This window comes from Lysinibacillus sp. RC79, from assembly GCF_041262405.1.
Taxonomy (GTDB): Bacteria; Bacillota; Bacilli; order Bacillales_A; family Planococcaceae; genus Lysinibacillus.
Map to the genome: position 1 here is coordinate 16,927 of NZ_JBGCCD010000005.1, position 18,501 is coordinate 35,427.

The following is an 18,501-nucleotide window of genomic DNA, read 5'->3' on the forward strand; positions in this document are numbered from 1 at the left end:
TTTGATTTATTAAACACTTTCAAATTGAAGGTGTTTTTTATTTTCCCAAAAGCTTGGGAATTAGCCTTCCACACAATTTGTGGAGGGCTTTTATTATGAGAAAAGGAAGTGTTGTAATGGAAAATATGCAAAGATTAATAGCTAGTTTTGTAGGTGCTATTTTTTTACCAATATTTGAATTTTTGTATGGAGAGGGCGAAGTCGTAATGTATACGATGACCGCACTCTTTTTCTTTTTAATAATGGATTGGATTAGTGGAGTTCGTGCAAGTAAGAAAGATAAAAGTTACGGTTCATCGTATGGTATCGATGGTTTATTCCGTAGCTTCTTTTTATTACTTTTACCTGCAGGTGGACATTTGTTAGATATGATTTTCGGTGCTCCAGGAGTGGTATTTGGTCTATTAGCAGCTGGTTTGTTGTATCACATTATTCAATCGATGACTGCTAACGCTATTCGTGCAGGTTGGGGACAATGGGTGCCAGATTGGATTTTAACAAAGTTAACAGATTGGGTACGTAGTGAAATTGAAGCGAAGCTTGCACGTGCTGAAGAACGAAAAATGAAGAAAGAGAGTGATGTTTAATGGTAGTAATACGCCAAAAATTAGTTCCTGAAGCTCAAGCTAAGAAGGTTACTTATGGTGGAATCAATAAGAAGAAAAAGGTAGTAGTTCATGGAACAGATAACTACCGAACTGGTGCAGATGCTGATGCTCATGCTCGTCTACAGTATAACGGTAATAGTCGTTCAGCTTCTTGGCACTGGTCAGTAGATGAAAAGGAAGCAGTTCAGTCGTTCTTGCATGAATGGTCTTGCTGGGCTGCGGGTAACGATAAAGGGAATCTGGAAGGTATACACGTGGAGACTTGTGTAAATGCCGATGGTAATTACAAGAAAACCCTCGAGAATACTGCCGCATTAATTGCTAAAATATTGAAGGATGAGAAGCTTACTATAGATGATGTAGTACAGCACAATCATTATAGTGGCAAGAACTGTCCTCGAGAGATCCGTTCAGGTAACGTCCCATGGAGCGATTTCTTGAAGATGATTCAGAATGCTGGTACTACACAAACACCGAAACCAAATACAGACAACAAAAAATGTCGTGTTTTAACAGGCACATATAGCACAATACAAGCAGCTGAAAATGTACTTGATGTGTTAAAATATCGCTTTAGTTGGGTAGCATATATTGAGCAAGACGGATCTGAATGGCGTGTTAAAACAGGAACGTTTACTGGAATGGCTGCAGCACAAGCTGGAGCAAATAAAATTAAAACGGCTAAACTTGCACAAGTTGCAAATGTTGTAGCTGCATAAATGAAAGAGACCAAGATAGCTTAATTGCCATCTTGGTCCTTAAATCTATTTAATTCTCCTATTGATAAAGTAATAACATATTGTTCTTCAATACAAGCAAGTTCAACTAATGAATTACCCTTTGTATAGGAATACCTAAGCGTGCCATCGTATTCTTCCTCAATCTCTTCTTCTTTCCAACCATTTAATTTTATAAATAATTTATAATCTTTTGGAACATTACTATGATCTGACCAGTTGAAACCCATTATATTTAAAGTATTTTCACCATCGGAGTTTCTTTCTTCTCCAAATGACTCTACTCCTCTAGGTATGGGAAAATCATCAAAGGTTTCTGAATGTTCATATCGTGAAACTAATATTAAATAAGGAATTGCTACAATTGCTACTAAAACAATTGCAATTATTGCTACGATTTTTTTCATTTAAATCTTTCTCCTAAATAGCTAAAATTATTAATCATTTTCCATTTTAAGTGTATTTGTGGAAAAAGTACATAATTAAAATAAAACTAAGTACCTGTTTATTTAGAAATTATAATCGGCAAAAAATACCTTTTGATAAAGTAATAAAACTAGTTCGATTTTATCGCGAACAAACGTTTTGAGTCTATGCGCTAAATAAAACCCATTTTTTAGGTGTGTAACGACCCTAAATAAATCCACCATCCGTTACACAAAAAAGTCACCAAAATCACGAAAAAGTCACATTTCCCCCGAAAACGCATGAAATCAGGCAAAAGGCAAGTCTTTGTACATTCGTGAGAAACCTTGCTATAATAACATTTGCGAATACATATGAAAGAGGGTAAAAGCATGAACGCTTACGATGAATATATGAGACAGGTAGTGAAGCCGATGCGCGAGGAGTTAGTGGAGGCTGGATTTAAGGAGCTTACGACGGCTGATGCGGTGAATGAGTTTATGGCGGAGGCGAAGGGGACTTCGTTGGTTGTGATTAACTCGGTTTGTGGTTGTGCGGCTGGGTTGGCGCGTCCGGCTGCTCGTGAGGCAGTGGAGGCGGTGAAGCCGGATCATCTTGTGACTGTTTTTGCGGGTCAGGATCCTGAAGCGACTGTTGCGATGCGTGGCTTTTTTGAGGATGTGCCACCAAGTTCACCATCAATGGCGATTTTAAAGGATGGGGAATTGGCATACTTTATTCCACGTGAACAGATTGAAGGCTTCCCTGTGGAGCAAATCGTTACACATTTAACAGGTGTTTTAGAGCAAACATGCGAGAAGTAAAGACCATTGTTACGACAGCGGGCAGACCAGACGATTTATCGTTGGCGCTCGCTGCTTTTGCGTGTGAACAATTAGATGCTTCGTTTGAGCCACGAAAAAAGCGTTCTGTTCGGAAGATTTCACAGGAATTGAATGCGCATGTGATCGTTGCTGGGAAGAATCGATTTGAGTATTATGCTTTTGGTGCGAATGAGCCGTTTTTCTTCCATCCGAATTCAGCAGCGTTTCGCTTAAAGCGTGTTGCTCGTGGGGAAACGGAGCCGTTTTTAGAAGCGGCACAGCTTGAAAAAGGAAATTCGGTGCTTGATTGTACATTGGGACTTGCAGCGGATGCTATGTTGGCGGCTTATACAGTTGGCGAAGCGGGGCGAGTTGTTGGGCTAGAAGCGAATCCGAATGTGGCATTTATTGTTAAGCAGGGGATGCAATCCTACGAAACGACAGAGCTACCGTTAACTGCATGTATGCGCCAAATTGAAGTGGTGCAGGCTGAGGCGACTAGTTATTTAAGGACTTTGCCTGACAATTCGTTTGATGTCGTATATATGGATCCGATGTTTGAAGAAGTTATTGAAGAAGCTAATAATTTTGAAGCATTACGCTTAGCTGGAGAACATGTGACATTATCGGAAGAATGGGTAAATGAGGCAAAACGAGTGGCAAGCAAACGGGTAGTGTTAAAGGCTCATTTTCGCTCAGAATGGTTTGCCAACTATCATTTTCAGCAATTAACAAGAACAACTGCGAAGTTTCATTATGGTGTTCTGGATGTTAAATGAAGTAAATATTGTGTTTTCAAGAGGTTTGTTCATTGTGAACGGGCCTCTATTTTTTTTATCTAAAATTCAAAATATGGTAATATGAAACAGTATTGGATAGTTAATTAATTGAGCGATATCTATTCCTTTTTAAAGAGAAGAATAGAATTGATTCCAAGACAAACGAAATTTCTATAAAAAGGAGCACTAACAATGAATCGAAAAGAAATTGCCCAGGAGACATTGCGAATTCAGGAGCAAGGCTATTATATATATGGCAATGAGCAAATAGATTTTGCGGAAGCACAGAAATTTTCGGAGAAGAATAGTGAGTTGATTGACCCGAAACAGGGGAAAGATATTGTCAAAGAATATCTTAATCTTCCTAAACTGCAACAACAACCTGTATATTCCTTGGGAAATGAAGCAACGGTAAAAGCAATTATTGACTTTGCTGCAACAGGAAAAGAGAAAATTGGGGTGTTAAACTTTGCGAGTGCAAAAAATCCTGGTGGTGGATTTTTAAAGGGGGCTATGGCTCAGGAGGAAAGCTTGGCAGCTTCCAGCGGGTTATATAAAACGCAGCTTTGTAACGAGGGCTATTATAAGGCAAATCGTTCGAATCGATCGATGATGTATACGAATTATGCAATCTACTCTCCAGATGTAGTCTTTTTCCGTGATGAGCGCTTTGCTCTGATGAAACAGCCAGTGACTGCCTCGGTGCTAACCTTACCTGCTGTGAACTACGGTCAGGCTTTGGAGAAGGGAGAAGATAGTCAGGAAGCAGAACGTGTAATGAAAGATCGAATGCGATTAGCATTAGCGCTATTCGCATATAAAGGAGACAAGCATCTAATTTTAGGAGCATATGGCTGTGGTGTCTTTCGAAATGATCCACAAAAAATTGCTGCATGGTGGCGTGAGCTTTTAGAGGATGAAGGCTTTGGACAATTGTTCACAGAGATTAGGTTTGCCGTATTAGACACTTCTAAAAATCACAGCTGCATTAGTGCATTTACTAATATATTAGAATAATTTAATAAGCAAAAGAAGGATATGGCGATCTGAAAAAAGAAATAAGAACATCATTTGAACTTGATTTATTAAAAAAGGCACAGTCAATGGAACTTATGAAACCCCTAGTCCGTGGGGTCATGAAACAGTAATCCCTGCATCTGGTGTAATTGCGTGTGGATGGGATCAAGATGAAAACGTTGTTCTGATTAGCGGTTCAGGATACAGCATAACAGAGCCAATTACTGGTTCTCGCATACATAGAGATTATGAGGTAGCTGACCATCAGTTAAACAGTAACTTTTTCTCCATCGATATAGGGAAAACCGTTGATGATAGATGGCTTATTATTGAGGTTGGGGATGGGCAAGTGTCAGGATTGCCAGAAAATGCAGTTGAGATAGAAAAAATTTACAAATCATTAAAATTGAAAATCTTTGAACAATGAAATTTCAGGGGATGTGTATGAATCAAATAGAGGGGAAAATCGAGCTGTTTTTGAAAAATCCATCAGCGGAAGAAGAAAGCTTTTGGGATAGCGAAGCATTAGTTTGGGTGGATTGGAAAGATTTTGACGAATCGATCTCGGAATATTTTAACGAATACTTACTTGAAGAAGATAAAATAAATGTTGAACTAGTTGAAAATGATAAGCCAAGGTGTGTTGATATTTTCTTGATAAAAGATGAAGTGAAGAAAGCAATCCCGTATGATGAAGAAAGAACGGATAGGGATACAACTTTGAAAGCTGTACAGGACTTTATTGCTCCGAAATATCAAATTCGTTGGTACATGGATTCACTTGGCGGAGATACGTTGGCTTTTTGTTTGCTACCAACTGAAAAGTGGTTGCGGTTAGAGAAAGAATACGGGAAAGAAAAAGTTACCTATTATTTTGCGCCTCTATTACATGACTCGGTTATGTTTGAAATGGATATAGGCGAAATTTCTGATTTGTTGGAAAAAAGAAAGCAGAATGTTAATTAAGGAAAGGTGATTTTGCACATGACAGCAGACAAAATTCCTCGTTAAGCTCGTGGTCCTCCACGGCCAATTATATACCTCAATTAACTTTTTTCAGCGAGTGTCCATACACCCGCTGAAAAAAGTTAAAGCCTACGGCGGATGTCACGGAATCAAAAAGGAGTTCTTTGTGCAAGCACAAAGCCGATTCCGGACGCAATTATGCCGAGGCATAATTGATATAATTCATTCACAAGGAGAGATAAATATGATTGGTCCGAAAAAAGTAACGAGAGAAGAAAGAATGGAAATTGCTCATTCCATTGCAAACCAAGTTTTGGAGAGATATGGTTCGAAGGTACAAGCAATTGGGATTTACGGTTCATTAGCCCGAAAAACAGATGGACCATTTTCAGATATAGAAATAAAATGTATTTTAAACGCTTTAGATGAAGACTTTTGCTATGAATGGACAGCCGGAGATTGGAAGGCAGAAGTGAATTTTGACAGCGCAGAAGATATTATCGAAGAAGCGACTACAGTTGACGAAAGATGGCCACTGACGCATGGGCAATTTTTCAACATTTTACCTATTTATGACCCGAAGGATTTTTTCTCTGAATTAAAAGCAAAAGCTAACTCAGTAGATAGCTCGATATTTAAAGAAGCGATCTGTCGAACTTTAGTAGAAGAAATGTACGAGTATATTGGCAAAATGAGAAATATTGAAGTACAAGGTCCTCAAACATTTTTACCGATTTTGGCGATGGAAATTGCTACAGCAGGTGCGATGATTTTAGGACTACACAATAAACAATTCTTCACAACTTCTGCTCAAGTATTACCGGAAGCATTGTCGTTTACAAATAAGCCCGAGGGATATGAGGTTCTATGCGAGTTGGTGATGTCCGGAAATCTCTCTGACCCACAACAAATTTTTGAGATCTGCGAGAACTATTGGGATTCTTTACTAAAATGGTCTGCTCAACATGGATATAATATTGAATGTTCAACTGTTATACCGTGGTAACTTAAAATAAAATGTTTACTTTTTAAAAACTTTATAGTATAATATAAATCGTGCTATTATAGGTGGCATATTTACGTAATCTGGAATTCTGCTTTTTGTTTTTGTAGATACTTATTCACACTGGCGCATGCTTTGGGGCTGCAAGGACGCAAAAGAAGGTTGGGTTTGCGTTGCTTAAGTTAGAAGGCACACAGTGGAATTTTACCGCGGTGATGAAACATATACGTTTCAATATAATATTATTCCCCAGATGATTGGGTTGAGACTTTACAATTTACGAAAAATGTTACCTATTAAATACTAAAGGGGTGGCTTCGCAAAAGCGAGGCTGCCCCTTGTCTAATTTACTGGGAAATGAAGATAGGATGTTTCAGAAGCGACGGAAAGATAAGCCAATGTGACGGAAAGAACCCTCAAAACGACGAAAAGAACCATAGAACAGACTTATAGAAGAGCCATCAGACTGTAGACAGACTTTGTTTACTCTTTTTTTTATGTAATGAATTCTCAGTCATCGTATCTGATCTAGTTCTTTTTGATTATTTTTCAGATAAATGTTCCAATGTATTTGAACTTATGTAACAATGTTTATTAATATTTTAACAATCGATTTGCAGACTATTTGCAATATTGTCATATTGCAAATATCGAAAACGAATTCGCTGCCATGGCTCGTAATCTTTAATATTGTTAATAACACCTAATATCATATTCAAAAGCAGTGCCTTCTGCTGATATGTGATGTTATAGATATTAGTAATGTGACATGTATTGAATTGGAAGGTATCGATTGATCAAAGTGGTAAAAATAACATTGCTGAATTCTTTAATTTCTGAACAATTGTACTTTTTGCAATAGAGAAGATACTACATAAAAGCCGTCAACCCAAAATAATAGAGAAAAATTGTGGAGGAATGGATATGGCGCTAAAGCAGACATTATTGATGTTAGATGTATTAGATCATCCAAAAGTGAATGGTGAAAAAGTGGTACAACTATTTGTGGAATATGAAGGTGTAGAAGCCTCCTATCAAACTGTACAAGGTGAGCGAGGTACAACAGACTTTGTGAAAATTATCATTCCGGGTTCAAGTGTTGAAGTGGCGAAGGAATTCGGAAGAGGCACTGCTAAGTTTTATGATGAAGATGAATTTATGCTTTTGAATAAATTATACGGTTCAATGACACACCTACAAACTTTAGGGGTGACTACGAATGAATAAAGTCGGTTTTTTGACTAATGGACAATCGCCTCGTTCAGACATTACACCCACATTTAAAGAAATATTTAATAAAGATATTGAAATTGTGGAAAGAGGAGCATTGGACTCCTTAAAAGAAGCGCAATTACTAACAGTTATAGCGAGAAAAGAAAAGAACACATGTATTTCGCGATTACGTGATGGCAGATCGATCATAATGGACAGAAGAAAACTACTACCATTATTACAAGATGAATTATCAAAGTTAGAACAAGAGGTTGATATGGTCGTCGTATTATGCACAGATGATTTGCCGACTTTAACATGTGGAAAGCCCATTTTTTATTCTTCTCGAATCTTAACACAAGCTATTAGTGCAATGGCCGATCAACCGAAGATAGGTTTAATTATCCCGCTAGAAGAACAAAGGAGAAGCATGCTAAAAAAGTGGAAAAATGTTTCGGATGATATTACAGTTGCTGTTGCCTCACCATATGATTATGGCAACTTTGAAGAAGCAGCTCGTTATCTTAAAGATTACCGAGTGGATTTAATTATTTTGGATTGTATGGGATACGATGAAGAACATAGGCAGCTGGTTCGAAAAGAGAGTGGTATTTTAACAATTTTGCCGCGTACTTTAGTAGCAAGGATTGTACTTGAATACTTATAAAGCAAGATTAGGTCGAAGTGTTCCAGACTGTAGATGCTTTAGATAAATTTAGTCTACAGTCTTTATCATTTTGTCGAAATCATTCGCTTTTTCCTATCCGGTTCGTCATAAAGATAGGGACTTAGCCATTATAAAGTAGAAAAGCACGGAAGCTCGCGGACTTTCTTTGTAAAAAAGTGAGTCAGAAATTCAAAGTTCTAGCTGAGAGCAAATTTGAGCAGGTCTGCGCAATTTTGAGTCAAGAAATATTTAATTGAATCTTTCGGATATTTTATGGTATTTTATGTTAAAATAAACATAGTAAATTTGTGAAGTTTTACATCAATGTTTGTGGATTTAATGATGAGGGAAGGGAACAATTATGATAATTTGGTTTCGACACTTACCACAGAAAAGTATGGATTTGTCAAAATGGACTCCTTTCATACAGAATAATTGGTATCGAAAACATTATATGAAGTTTGTATATCTACTTCAGATTATTATTTTTCTAATACCCTATTTCTTTGGAACAGGGTTCACTCATATTAATATATTTCCTCTCGTTATAATAGGTATCTTTGTCTTCATCGTTCACGAATGTCTACACATTTTTGTCATAAATAAAAAAGGTGATATTAGCTTAACATTTAGCGGAATATTTTTTTGGCTAAATACAAATGCAATCCAATCGAAAACGAGATTTTTGATCTTTATGAGCTTGCCTTTTATTGTATTATCGGTAGTTCCTGGCATTATGTCGTTCTATGTATCAGGAAATATCAAATCAATTATATTATTTGTAAGTTGGATAAACTCATTGATCTCCTCCGCAGATATCATTAATATATTTTTAATTGCAATTAAACCGAAGAACTCAGTTTTTTGCAGAGGTTATTATCGAGTGAAATAGTATTAAAAGGGTTACTCAAATACGTTTAAACTAAAGGCGTTAGTTTAAACTTACAATATTCGGAAGTGAAAGGACCGATTAAGCAATCGGTCTTTTCTCTTTCCTACATCATATAGATGATATCTATTTCTGAAAGTTGAGCAGTAGTTCCCATTACGCCGTTACAGTATTCTGCTTACTTGGCAATTAGCAGAATAGTCAGCCGAAAAAAACATCATCTGTGGAGGACGAAGTGCATAGAGAGCGTCCTGTACCTTTCTATAATTGGTTAGAACAACGTGATGGTCTTCCACAATCAATAAGTAATAGACCATATAATTTAGCGAATTGGGTAGGATGGTAGATGGGTGAAATTATGTAATGGAAAAACACTCTACTTTTGTTGGGTTTTTAACATCCGTTGGTAGAATATTAGGTTATTAGTATATAATACTAAGATATTATGTTTTCTAAAAAACTGTGTAGGAGGAGAATAATGAAAAAATTATTTATTGTGTTACTAGCAGCATTTGTATTTGCAGTAGTAAATCCAACAAAATCAGAGGCTATCGTAAGGTATGATGGAGCAGATGTATATAAAGACCAAACAGGAAAAATGACCTTTACAAAAGACATCAAGGTATACAAGAAAAATGAAGATGGTTCATTTGATTCGCTAGTGGTGAAGCGAAATAATTACTTTAGAACGTATGATATTGAAAAATATGATGGCAAAACATTTTATCAAATGGGGCAATATCGGGTACAAGCAACCAATCTGGTAGTTTTTAAAGAAGTTCCGATGAAAATTCGTTCATCCTTCTATCCATATCCAACTTATATTAATATTAATCGTGATAGCGGAGGATACGGGAAAATATTCACTGAATGGCGCGATTCTTCAATAATGGATATGAATGGTGATCAAATGTTGAAATATTGCAAGAGCGATGGGGAAGGGCTAAAGTGTGAAAAGTATTATCCTGGTTCAGATATGAAAGTAGCTGATACAAAATTTAGAAAAACAGGTGTACGTTATGAGGTAACAGAAGATACCGAAGCGAAATCCTATCCATTAATAGATTCTAAAACTGAAAAAGTCATGCAAAAAGGAAGCATTGTTTATTCAGTGAGTGATTCAATTAATGCTTATCTATGTGTAAAGGATAACTTGGAAGCAAATGACGAACAATGTATTTGGCTTCCCGTAGGTATTTTAAAGCCAATCTATTAAAGTCAGTTGAAGATAAGTGATAAATTATGAATTATATATAGTTCTCTTATTTATTTGATAAGGGGGCTATTTTTTATGGTTTGTTGACATGCGGATAGGATGTTTATCGATGTCTTGGGCTTAGCAGCTTTATTTTTATTATTAAAATTGGAAGGGAATCCTTTCCTTTTGTCGAATTGAAGTAGATGGAAAAAGGAGAGGTTTTATGCAAAGAGACCAGCTTAAACAGAGAATATTAAGAGAATCATCTAAATTTATTTCATATTTGAAAGAACTAATTATCGAGAATAGATTTGACGATGGTGAAGCGTTAGAAATATCGTTGCTTGTCATAAAAAATGGACCTGAAAGTTTATCGGATAAACAATGGTATGTCTTTTTAGAGAATGGTATTTTACGTGATAAATATGTAGATAAATGCGAAAGATGTTCTGAACATATTCCTTGGTCAAATATGAACAGTGCTATATTTATAAATAAAGATTATCTTTGTGCTAACTGTAGTTATTTTGAAAATAAAGTTACCTCCCACAATTATCTGTGAAGGGTTATCTAATGTACCTAGAAATGCACTGTGCCAAACAGTGCTATTTTTTTTGTAAGTAAACTTTTCTTATAATGGACCAACCAAAAAAGATTGAAGCAGTAGCCCCAATCTAGGTATATAGTCATTCATACAAACATGCCCACCAAAGCGTTAATAATTAGTCCTGAATTTAGCCCAAATTAGCCCAAAATCAGCCCCAATAATGTTATTTAAAGTGTTTATATGCATTGTTGATAAAAAGTAAAAAGCCTACAGAAATTGATGTAGTAGGCTTTGTGGGAATTATATAGTGCTCTTTACAAAATAATTTTATTAGTCCGTGAAGCATAAAGATGATAAGTAGCCTAACATTAATAAAAGACCAATACCCATTGTTATTTCCATGTTTTGTACCTCCTTTTAAAAAAACGACACATTTAACCCGCATACTGTCAGTAAATGCCCGATTAGTTTGGGGCAACAGGATGATGGTCATACAAACGTTTTCACAAGATGTGAAGTTTTTACTTTATACATAAATATTGTACAATGAATTATAGAAATATGAAACCTTTTATAGGCTTATGCGTATATATAAGTAATAGAATTACCAATTTGTACATAAAGAGAAGGTGTTAATTAATGAAGAAATGGGTTCAAAAAAGTATCGTCATTATGGTTGCGTTTTTAACTTTTGGATTAATTACGCCAACACATGAGATATGGGAAGCATTTGATCAAAATCCATCAAATCGTGCTTCTATCGGACCATCGCCTGGGACAAGCACTGCAGAAGCGGCTGCTCTTCCGATAGAGACAGAAATACAAGAAGACCCGGTCGACTATAGTACATTGCTCGTTGACGCTGCGAAAGAGCAATCCTATATAAAATTCGGCACAAAAATCGGCCCGAAAATTAGCAATGAATTTGACTCCATTATCTTCCCGAAAATGGAGGAAGCCATTGCGATGACAGTAGCAAGCTTAGACGATACATCATTAGCATCGTTAACAATTTCAGAAAAGCCAAGTGGCAACTACGGCGAAAAAATTTTCAATATTACTAACAATGAATCCGGCATGGATTTAATTCGCTTCCATGTCCGCACAGAAAAAAGACCACAGGATGGCTATTATTACAACTTCCACTACCATAGTGCCGAGGACGACTTTATGGCACATAACAATTTAGGGGATATTTATTGGGAGAAAAACACACCTCCGAAATGGTTATCCTGATATATAAGGGTTTAGGGGCTATCTGTTAAAGATTAGCCCCATTTTCAATGTTGATAATTTTATCTGCCATTTCTCTCAATAAATGTCCGTATGTTGTATGAATCATTTCCGGTGTTGCTTAATCGTTCAGTAATTGCTTTTACTGGTACACCGTCATTCATTTATATAGTTTCATGTGAGTGCCCAATAGAATGAATTGTACACTCTTTTAGCTCGGCACGTTGAAAATCCTATTAAATCCTTCGTATAGCGTTGTTAACGGCATAGGTATCATACTTTCCACGAGAAAAACACATAATCCTCATCTTCTAATTTTTCCCGAATGCTAGTAACTTTTCTTCAAAGTCAATATCTCCCCACTGAAGACCTAGCGCTCCACCTTTTCACATTCCTGCATAAGAAAGCAAAAGTAAAATTGAATAATACGTTTCATCCTCATACTCTTTCGCGTAATGTAAAATTGTGCTTTGTTGGTTTGATGTGAGTACTGATAACTCAGCTTCTTTGTTCCAAGCAGAAGGCAAGCTTATACCTCTAAATTTATTCCGATGAAGTATTTCTTCTTCAATAACTGCATTAATGGCGATTGAAAAAATAGCATGTGCTTGTTACGTTAATAAATTCGTTGATAAGTAGTTTTATCCAATTCTTGTAGTTTGTAGAAACCTAATAACGGTTTAAACGGATATAATTTTTCGTTGAGTTAAGTTTTTTATATGTTCAAGGTTGGTGGGGAATTTCTATACAAAATACACTGTTTAACATGATTGCAACCATAAGTTGACAAAGTGCAACTGCAGCATTGTAGAAGTAAGAGCAATGTTTTTCTAAAATTTAGATAGTAATTAAGAAAGGAGATCATATTAAAAAGAAATTTTAAAAAGTGAATAATTAAATAAATGATCAGAATGCAATCAGAGAGGAGAAACAATGAAACAAGTATCTATTATCGGAATTATTTTTACCATAGTGGTATTAATTTTTTTAAAGATTTTTCAGGACTCAATCCCAAGAGTTAATGAGCCAATAACAAATATATTCGTATTTGTAGGCCTCGTATTTATTGCTATTATATATGGCATGTCTCGAATTAGAAAAAAATAGTGAACACACCTTGGAAAAGTAAAAGGAACGTTCTTTAAAAAAGGAGAGTTACTACATGTTTCGTCAAATGGTACAAGAGTTTGTCAGTCAATTATCTGAATTAGATTTGCTTTTACAGTATTTGGGTGTATTCGTTATATCTTTCATTCCGTTTGTAGAATCTCCTGGTGCGGCTGTAGTCGGTTCTCTCATCGGGATCCCGATTATTTTAGCAGTAATTATTAGTATGATAGGAAACTGGATTTCAATCATGTTCGTTATTTTACCTTTTAATGCTTTGTTGACAAAAATTCGTGATCGTAATTCAACAAAAGAAGGATTTATTCATAATCGTGCAACGAAAGCGAGGGAAAGGTACGATAAATATGGAGTTCCAGGACTTGCACTTATTGCTCCATTAGTCGCTTCCACCCATATTGCTGCCTTCACCTCATTAGCCGCTGGCGCAAATAAAAGAAGAGTTATCTTCTGGCATTCCGTTAGCATAGGTATTTGGGGAATCCTTGGTGGCGTATTAGGAGGCTATTTAAACTATGATATAATGCAATAATATTTTGAATGTGTTTACTACATTTGTTTTTATTTTTGAAATAAATCAAGATTATTAAGAGAGGATAACAAGATGAGATTATTAAAGAAATGGATAATTAATCTTGGTGGCTTCTTAATTCTTAATCTCATCTTTTCAATTTTGGATGGTACATTTGTAGTTACTAATTTTAATTTTGGTGATTTTGGAAATAGGATATTACAGACAGAACTTTTTACCGATCGGTTAAGTTTTTATGAAAATCCCTTTTTCAATATAGTTGCAATCTTCGCTGCACTCCAAATAATAATTATCGCTTTATATGATACATATAAAGTTATCACTGGTAAATGATATGCTTTTTTCAAATCTAATCTAATGAATTGAAACAAATAGATACCCATGTTATCGTTTATATAGGAATAAAATGGAATACAGAAAATTCGTGTATTGGATAAATATACATTACTTGCTGCTTTTTTTAAAAGATAACCCACTAGATGTGATCATATTCCATTTGATGTAAGGAAAAATAATGAAGGGATGCAACTTAACAATCTATATTCAGTGATAAAAAGCATAAAGTTCCCTTTGTAACAGTCGTTGAAGTATTTTTACTACTTCTAACTAAATATTCAGCTGAATGAAGGTAGTGGTTTTTTTATCATTTGTTACTTATACGTAATACAAAATAGGAAATAAAAAATCAAATTCTAACATTACTAATAAAAAAATAACAAATGGAAGGAGTTCAAAGCAAGTGGAATTTGGTGAAAAACTCTTTAAATTGAGAAAGGAAAATGGGCTTTCTCAAGAAGCTTTAGCCGAAAGATTAAACACGACGAGACAAGCCGTTAGCAAGTGGGAAAATGGTCAAGGGTATCCTGAAACTGAAAGACTTCTTATGATTGGAAATATTTTTGGTGTTTCGATGGATTATCTGTTAAAGGACTCTGTCGAACCTAGCAATGATAAAGAGTCAGGATATTATGTTAGCAAAGAAATGGCAGAAGGTTTTTTACTCTCTGTTCGTAAATCTGCTAAATATTTCTCAATGGGTTTATTTTTTGTTGCTTTAGCCTTTATCCCTTATTTTATTTTTAAACAAGACCCATCAACTTATTTAGTACCAACGATTATTTTTGCAACCATAGGAATAGGCTTACTTGCGTCAACATCTTTTTTTGAAGAAGATAAATATAAAGTGCTTAAACAAGAACCTTTATTGTTTGATGAAAAATATCTCCAAGAGCTTAATATTAGATATGAACGTATGAAGAAAAAATACGCAATTTTTATGATAGTAGGATTCGGATTATTTGCAATAGGGTTCTTACCAATTGGATTAGAAAGGAAAAAAATTATTTCCGCTGGTTTTTTAACACCTTATTATCCGATTTGTATAGGGTTGATTGCAGTCGGTATCTATATTTTTACTCATATGTCCAATATCCTAGATGCGTATAAACTTCTTGCCAGGAATGAGGTACATACTAATCGATTTGGCTTTAAGTTTCGAAAGAAAGTAAGAAAAAAATTTGATGATTTTTAAACTAATACAGATGAAATTAACCAAAACATATACATTTTTAAGCCCCAGTTAGCCAAAAATTAAAGTTGTTTTATGCCTTGCTTTGCATAGTTTGAAATTATGACGATTATTTGTGCATTGATATATCAATGTTTATAGGCATGATTAGATAGAGTATGCATCACACCAAATTCACTGGGAGAAAAACACACCTCCGAAATAACTATCCTAATAGTCACGAAACACTCGTTTAAAATGCGAGTGTTTTTTTGTTTGAAAATATTGATAGTAGATTGTTATGTTGCTGTATTGGATTCCATTCTAATGGGAGAGGGAAGAGAAAAACCATGTACCCAAAAATTCATCATTTTTCTATTTCGTCCACTAAATATGATGCGTGTACTTTTTCAATAGTTATGTTTCTATGATTTGTATTGTTTTCAGTAGTAATTAAATTTGAGAAGTTATCTCCCAGCCACTACATATACAATCAAAAATAAAGTGGATTTCTTTCTACAACCGTCTATACAATTGTTTTTTTATTTTAATAAGATATACAGAAAGTAATATCTTTTTATTAGGGGGTGAATCTTTGTCAAACCAAACAACAACATGTCAAAATAGAAAGTATACGATTACCACAGGACCATTTCTAGTTCCATTTGAAGCTACAGTTGGACAGCCTAATAATCGACTTGTGATTCTTATTAAAAACCCTACAAGCAAACCACTAGAGGCTGATGTTGTGATTGAATATTGCCCTTCTTTACAGCTTTCAATGGAAGGAATATCACTTCCATTTATAACGAATGAGAAAGAAAAACCTTTTCTAGAAGGTCTTCCGTCAACTGTTATACCTCCAAGGAGTTGTACTCGATTGGAATTTGATATAAGTTCTCTTGTAAATGGAATCCTTCATGTTAAATCTACAGGCGATTATTTAGTAGGAGAACGCCCATTACGTGGAAAACTTGAAATCGAAGTGGTTGGGGGAGCTGGCCTTTCCCATCCCACAAATCCTGGCCTTTCTGTTGCAGATCCCTCCATGGTATTCCATTATGGTGATATGAAGGTTATCCTTTTTGGAAGTTAGATTAAATGATAAAACCTTAAACGAGTACAAGTTGCAAAAAAGCACCGTACTCGTTTTCATTTTTAGATAGTTAGCTTGTGAAAATAGTAAAAGATGAACTAGCAAATCGACCGCTTACAAAAAAAGTAAGTACCAGGTGAAAATTTCATTTTTTCAGTTCAAGGATTGCTGTGGAAGGGTATTACTTTTTCTCCTTTAATCGTTTATTTAAACTAAGAAAGTTGTGCCTGAAGTTAGAAGAGATGCAGAAGGACTCTAAGTTGTACGATAACAGTCTTGAACCATTGAATGAGGAGTAGTCAACTTCTCTTAATAAACAAGCATTGATTCTATACAAGTGGTATTGGTGTTAATTGTACAAAATAAAATAATATGTAAGGATGTTATAGGTGTTTCGATAAATAATTACGATAATGTGGTGTATTAGTAGGAGGACATGAAGTGAAACAACAAGGAAATATATTGATGATTGGTCTTTTCTTATTAGTTATTTCATCAATACCATTATTTTTTATGGCGCGTGAGGTATACACGGAATGGAAGATTGATAGCCAGTATTCGATTAAACAAGTTTATGAAGAACAGGGGTTTCCAACGACGATTGATCTTCAGAATATCGAAGTAAATGGACGATATATAGAAATTAAAGAGGAACCGACTGGTAAAAAGGCGAGTTTAACATTTTGGGATGAAGAAGAAGGTGTAGAAGCCGGTGATATTGTTCAGCTTCATCTATTTGTAGATAACAAAGAAGTGACAACTGCGGATGAAGTTTGGTTGTCAAATCGTGATCAAGGCAGTCGATATTTTTCGTGGCTCGATATATTGACTGTTAATGAAAAGATTGCTATCGTCCAACGACTGACAGATGACGATACTAAAATGGAAGACCGTAAGTGGAAAATTATTTGGATTGACGAAAAAGGTAGCGTGAAAGAAGAAACCATTTCGTATCAATTAAGATCAGAAAATCCACTTGCTGTTCGATTAATTGGTTACTCAGGTACAGAATTAATGATGATGGGGTATTACTCAAATATATTGACTGCTTACCCAACGTTTTTTTTCCCGTTAATGTTTCCTTTCGTAACAGTGGTAATTGGTATTCTACTATGTATAATTGCCTGTATTCTATGGAGAAAGCAATATAGATTGGAAAGAGCAAATGACTTAGTTAATTAATAAGGATATCAATAGAGTTTGTATATTTTTGTATTGCTCATAGGCCCTCTATATTCCATAATCAGATCTTTTAGCAGTTGGAGGTGTGAGTAGAGTTATTCAATTAAAAAAGGAATTCAGGAGTTTAGTACATACTATCACCTACTAATTGGTCAGAGAGGATAAGTGATTTGATATGTTTTTTAAACAATTAAAAAATCCTGCAATGCTATTCTTTATTTTTCGTCGTAGTATTTGATTTGCTTATTTTTCTGGTAAGTATTACTGGTTACTATTTTCCGTTTTTTTTAAAGACAGGCATTATATCTATTGTGATCCTTACGGTGATTTCTTTTTATTTGTTAGCCTGGTCTATTAGAATAAAAAGATATTGGGTAGTTGCAGTAACTGTTATAGCATTGCCAATCTTAGTAATGTCTTTGTTTGCTCATCTTATAGCAGATTCTTCTTTTGACACTGTTGAATCACCGACAGGAAAAGAAAAGTTGCTAATTGAACATAGAAAAGCTACATTAGGCGAAACTGCGCACCTGTATAACTTTTATCGCAACACTGCTTTTCCAGGGGTTATAAAAAAGTTAAACGATGATATGGTGAGGATTATAACTCATGAAAATGGAAAGGTACCTGACGACTTAGAAGTATTAGGAATAAATAATGCCGAATGGGTTGAGGGTGAAGGAGTAAATTTTCATTCAAACTATGCAGAAATAAAAGTGAATTTTAAACATTAAGATAAATTTTGGTTTCATACTAACAGCAGCGTGAAATTAAAAAGAATAAAGTAGCCATCTATTCTTAGGGGAGATGGCTACTTCATTTATTATTCATACTATCCAAGAACAATCGTTTATATCATTTCATTTCAAATTACTAACAAAAATAGTAAGTAAATATATAAAATGATAAGTTGGTATGGTATACTATTCTTGTTTTACATATTTGGAAATTAATTTAAAATTAGGAAGAGGGAT

The 18,501-nt window shown here is 35.0% G+C and carries 21 protein-coding genes; 20 read left to right on the forward strand and 1 reads right to left on the reverse strand.

Annotated elements, in window-relative coordinates:
- The first annotated feature begins 95 nt into the window (after positions 1 to 95).
- Together ABH968_RS06315 and ABH968_RS06320 are read left to right on the forward strand one after the other, a co-directional pair.
- Positions 96 to 587: a phage holin family protein gene (locus ABH968_RS06315; RefSeq protein ID WP_370043170.1), complete on the forward strand. Its 492-nt coding sequence runs from the start codon at positions 96 to 98 to the stop codon at positions 585 to 587.
- Positions 587 to 1,327 carry a peptidoglycan recognition protein family protein gene (locus tag ABH968_RS06320; protein WP_370043171.1) on the forward strand — a complete coding sequence of 247 codons (741 nt, stop codon included), beginning with the start codon at positions 587 to 589 and terminating at the stop codon, positions 1,325 to 1,327. Before ABH968_RS06315 ends, ABH968_RS06320 begins: the two co-directional genes overlap by 1 nt.
- 20 nt (positions 1,328 to 1,347) lie before the next feature.
- Here the strand turns inward: ABH968_RS06320 and ABH968_RS06325 are convergent, their stop codons facing one another.
- Positions 1,348 to 1,752, reverse strand: a complete 405-nt coding sequence (locus tag ABH968_RS06325; protein ID WP_370043172.1) for a hypothetical protein — start codon at positions 1,750 to 1,752, stop codon at positions 1,348 to 1,350.
- Between the two features lie 390 nt (positions 1,753 to 2,142).
- On the opposite strand from ABH968_RS06325, the gene ABH968_RS06330 reads away from it, so the two are divergent.
- The 18 genes from ABH968_RS06330 (at position 2,143) to ABH968_RS06415 (ending at position 18,261) form a co-directional block, all read left to right on the forward strand.
- Positions 2,143 to 2,574 carry a BrxA/BrxB family bacilliredoxin gene (locus tag ABH968_RS06330; RefSeq protein ID WP_370043173.1) on the forward strand — a complete coding sequence of 144 codons (432 nt, stop codon included), beginning with the start codon at positions 2,143 to 2,145 and terminating at the stop codon, positions 2,572 to 2,574.
- Positions 2,562 to 3,353 (forward strand): class I SAM-dependent methyltransferase, encoded by a 792-nt coding sequence (locus ABH968_RS06335; RefSeq protein ID WP_370043174.1) that lies wholly within the window; start codon positions 2,562 to 2,564, stop codon positions 3,351 to 3,353. Before ABH968_RS06330 ends, ABH968_RS06335 begins: the two co-directional genes overlap by 13 nt.
- 192 nt (positions 3,354 to 3,545) lie before the next feature.
- On the forward strand, positions 3,546 to 4,370 hold the full coding sequence (locus ABH968_RS06340) for a TIGR02452 family protein (protein WP_370043175.1): 825 nt from the start codon (positions 3,546 to 3,548) through the stop codon (positions 4,368 to 4,370).
- Positions 4,371 to 4,665: 295 nt separating this feature from the next.
- Entirely contained in the window at positions 4,666 to 4,797 is a 132-nt protein-coding gene (locus ABH968_RS06345) for an ATP-grasp domain-containing protein (RefSeq protein ID WP_370043416.1), read from the forward strand.
- Positions 4,798 to 4,814: 17 nt separating this feature from the next.
- Entirely contained in the window at positions 4,815 to 5,336 is a 522-nt protein-coding gene (locus tag ABH968_RS06350) for a hypothetical protein (RefSeq protein ID WP_370043176.1), read from the forward strand.
- A gap of 244 nt (positions 5,337 to 5,580) precedes the next feature.
- Entirely contained in the window at positions 5,581 to 6,342 is a 762-nt protein-coding gene (locus ABH968_RS06355; protein ID WP_370043177.1) for an ANT(4')-I family aminoglycoside nucleotidyltransferase, read from the forward strand.
- Between the two features lie 921 nt (positions 6,343 to 7,263).
- Complete coding sequence (locus tag ABH968_RS06360; protein ID WP_370043178.1) at positions 7,264 to 7,566, forward strand: DUF1177 family protein; 303 nt, start codon at positions 7,264 to 7,266, stop codon at positions 7,564 to 7,566.
- The gene (locus ABH968_RS06365; RefSeq protein WP_370043179.1) at positions 7,559 to 8,218 is read left to right on the forward strand and encodes an AroM family protein; all 660 of its coding nucleotides are present in this window, start codon (positions 7,559 to 7,561) and stop codon (positions 8,216 to 8,218) included. The genes ABH968_RS06360 and ABH968_RS06365 overlap by 8 nt, the downstream gene beginning before the upstream one ends.
- 397 nt (positions 8,219 to 8,615) lie before the next feature.
- Entirely contained in the window at positions 8,616 to 9,110 is a 495-nt protein-coding gene (locus tag ABH968_RS06370; RefSeq protein ID WP_370043417.1) for a DUF3267 domain-containing protein, read from the forward strand.
- A 475-nt stretch (positions 9,111 to 9,585) separates the two neighbouring features.
- Positions 9,586 to 10,323: a hypothetical protein gene (locus ABH968_RS06375; RefSeq protein WP_370043180.1), complete on the forward strand. Its 738-nt coding sequence runs from the start codon at positions 9,586 to 9,588 to the stop codon at positions 10,321 to 10,323.
- Between the two features lie 205 nt (positions 10,324 to 10,528).
- Positions 10,529 to 10,867, forward strand: a complete 339-nt coding sequence (locus ABH968_RS06380; protein ID WP_370043181.1) for a hypothetical protein — start codon at positions 10,529 to 10,531, stop codon at positions 10,865 to 10,867.
- Positions 10,868 to 11,491: 624 nt separating this feature from the next.
- On the forward strand, positions 11,492 to 12,088 hold the full coding sequence (locus ABH968_RS06385; protein WP_370043182.1) for a YpjP family protein: 597 nt from the start codon (positions 11,492 to 11,494) through the stop codon (positions 12,086 to 12,088).
- A gap of 1,159 nt (positions 12,089 to 13,247) precedes the next feature.
- The gene (locus ABH968_RS06390; protein WP_370043183.1) at positions 13,248 to 13,742 is read left to right on the forward strand and encodes a small multi-drug export protein; all 495 of its coding nucleotides are present in this window, start codon (positions 13,248 to 13,250) and stop codon (positions 13,740 to 13,742) included.
- Positions 13,743 to 13,814: 72 nt separating this feature from the next.
- The gene (locus ABH968_RS06395) at positions 13,815 to 14,075 is read left to right on the forward strand and encodes a YfzA family protein (RefSeq protein ID WP_370043184.1); all 261 of its coding nucleotides are present in this window, start codon (positions 13,815 to 13,817) and stop codon (positions 14,073 to 14,075) included.
- 406 nt (positions 14,076 to 14,481) lie between these two features.
- Entirely contained in the window at positions 14,482 to 15,273 is a 792-nt protein-coding gene (locus tag ABH968_RS06400) for a helix-turn-helix domain-containing protein (RefSeq protein ID WP_370043185.1), read from the forward strand.
- 571 nt (positions 15,274 to 15,844) lie between these two features.
- On the forward strand, positions 15,845 to 16,345 hold the full coding sequence (locus ABH968_RS06405; protein WP_370043186.1) for a hypothetical protein: 501 nt from the start codon (positions 15,845 to 15,847) through the stop codon (positions 16,343 to 16,345).
- 441 nt (positions 16,346 to 16,786) lie between these two features.
- A complete protein-coding gene (locus ABH968_RS06410) occupies positions 16,787 to 17,527 on the forward strand; it encodes a hypothetical protein (RefSeq protein WP_370043187.1) in 741 nt (246 codons plus the stop codon).
- Between the two features lie 239 nt (positions 17,528 to 17,766).
- The gene (locus tag ABH968_RS06415; protein WP_370043188.1) at positions 17,767 to 18,261 is read left to right on the forward strand and encodes a hypothetical protein; all 495 of its coding nucleotides are present in this window, start codon (positions 17,767 to 17,769) and stop codon (positions 18,259 to 18,261) included.
- The last annotated feature ends 240 nt before the right edge of the window (positions 18,262 to 18,501 follow it).

Excerpts from the sequence above, each read along its gene's own strand:
- ABH968_RS06340 (WP_370043175.1), top strand. The coding sequence starts at position 3,546 with ATGAATCGAAAAGAAATTGCCCAGGAGACATTGCGAATTCAGGAGCAA.
- ABH968_RS06335 (WP_370043174.1), top strand. The coding sequence starts at position 2,562 with ATGCGAGAAGTAAAGACCATTGTTACGACAGCGGGCAGACCAGACGAT.
- ABH968_RS06365 (WP_370043179.1), top strand. The coding sequence starts at position 7,559 with ATGAATAAAGTCGGTTTTTTGACTAATGGACAATCGCCTCGTTCAGAC.
- ABH968_RS06380 (WP_370043181.1), top strand. The coding sequence starts at position 10,529 with ATGCAAAGAGACCAGCTTAAACAGAGAATATTAAGAGAATCATCTAAA.
- ABH968_RS06350 (WP_370043176.1), top strand. The coding sequence starts at position 4,815 with ATGAATCAAATAGAGGGGAAAATCGAGCTGTTTTTGAAAAATCCATCA.
- ABH968_RS06375 (WP_370043180.1), top strand. The coding sequence starts at position 9,586 with ATGAAAAAATTATTTATTGTGTTACTAGCAGCATTTGTATTTGCAGTA.
- ABH968_RS06325 (WP_370043172.1), bottom strand. The coding sequence starts at position 1,752 with ATGAAAAAAATCGTAGCAATAATTGCAATTGTTTTAGTAGCAATTGTA.
- ABH968_RS06395 (WP_370043184.1), top strand. The coding sequence starts at position 13,815 with ATGAGATTATTAAAGAAATGGATAATTAATCTTGGTGGCTTCTTAATT.
- ABH968_RS06315 (WP_370043170.1), top strand. The coding sequence starts at position 96 with ATGAGAAAAGGAAGTGTTGTAATGGAAAATATGCAAAGATTAATAGCT.
- ABH968_RS06355 (WP_370043177.1), top strand. The coding sequence starts at position 5,581 with ATGATTGGTCCGAAAAAAGTAACGAGAGAAGAAAGAATGGAAATTGCT.
- ABH968_RS06390 (WP_370043183.1), top strand. The coding sequence starts at position 13,248 with ATGTTTCGTCAAATGGTACAAGAGTTTGTCAGTCAATTATCTGAATTA.
- ABH968_RS06320 (WP_370043171.1), top strand. The coding sequence starts at position 587 with ATGGTAGTAATACGCCAAAAATTAGTTCCTGAAGCTCAAGCTAAGAAG.
- ABH968_RS06370 (WP_370043417.1), top strand. The coding sequence starts at position 8,616 with ATGGATTTGTCAAAATGGACTCCTTTCATACAGAATAATTGGTATCGA.
- ABH968_RS06330 (WP_370043173.1), top strand. The coding sequence starts at position 2,143 with ATGAACGCTTACGATGAATATATGAGACAGGTAGTGAAGCCGATGCGC.
- ABH968_RS06385 (WP_370043182.1), top strand. The coding sequence starts at position 11,492 with ATGAAGAAATGGGTTCAAAAAAGTATCGTCATTATGGTTGCGTTTTTA.
- ABH968_RS06360 (WP_370043178.1), top strand. The coding sequence starts at position 7,264 with ATGGCGCTAAAGCAGACATTATTGATGTTAGATGTATTAGATCATCCA.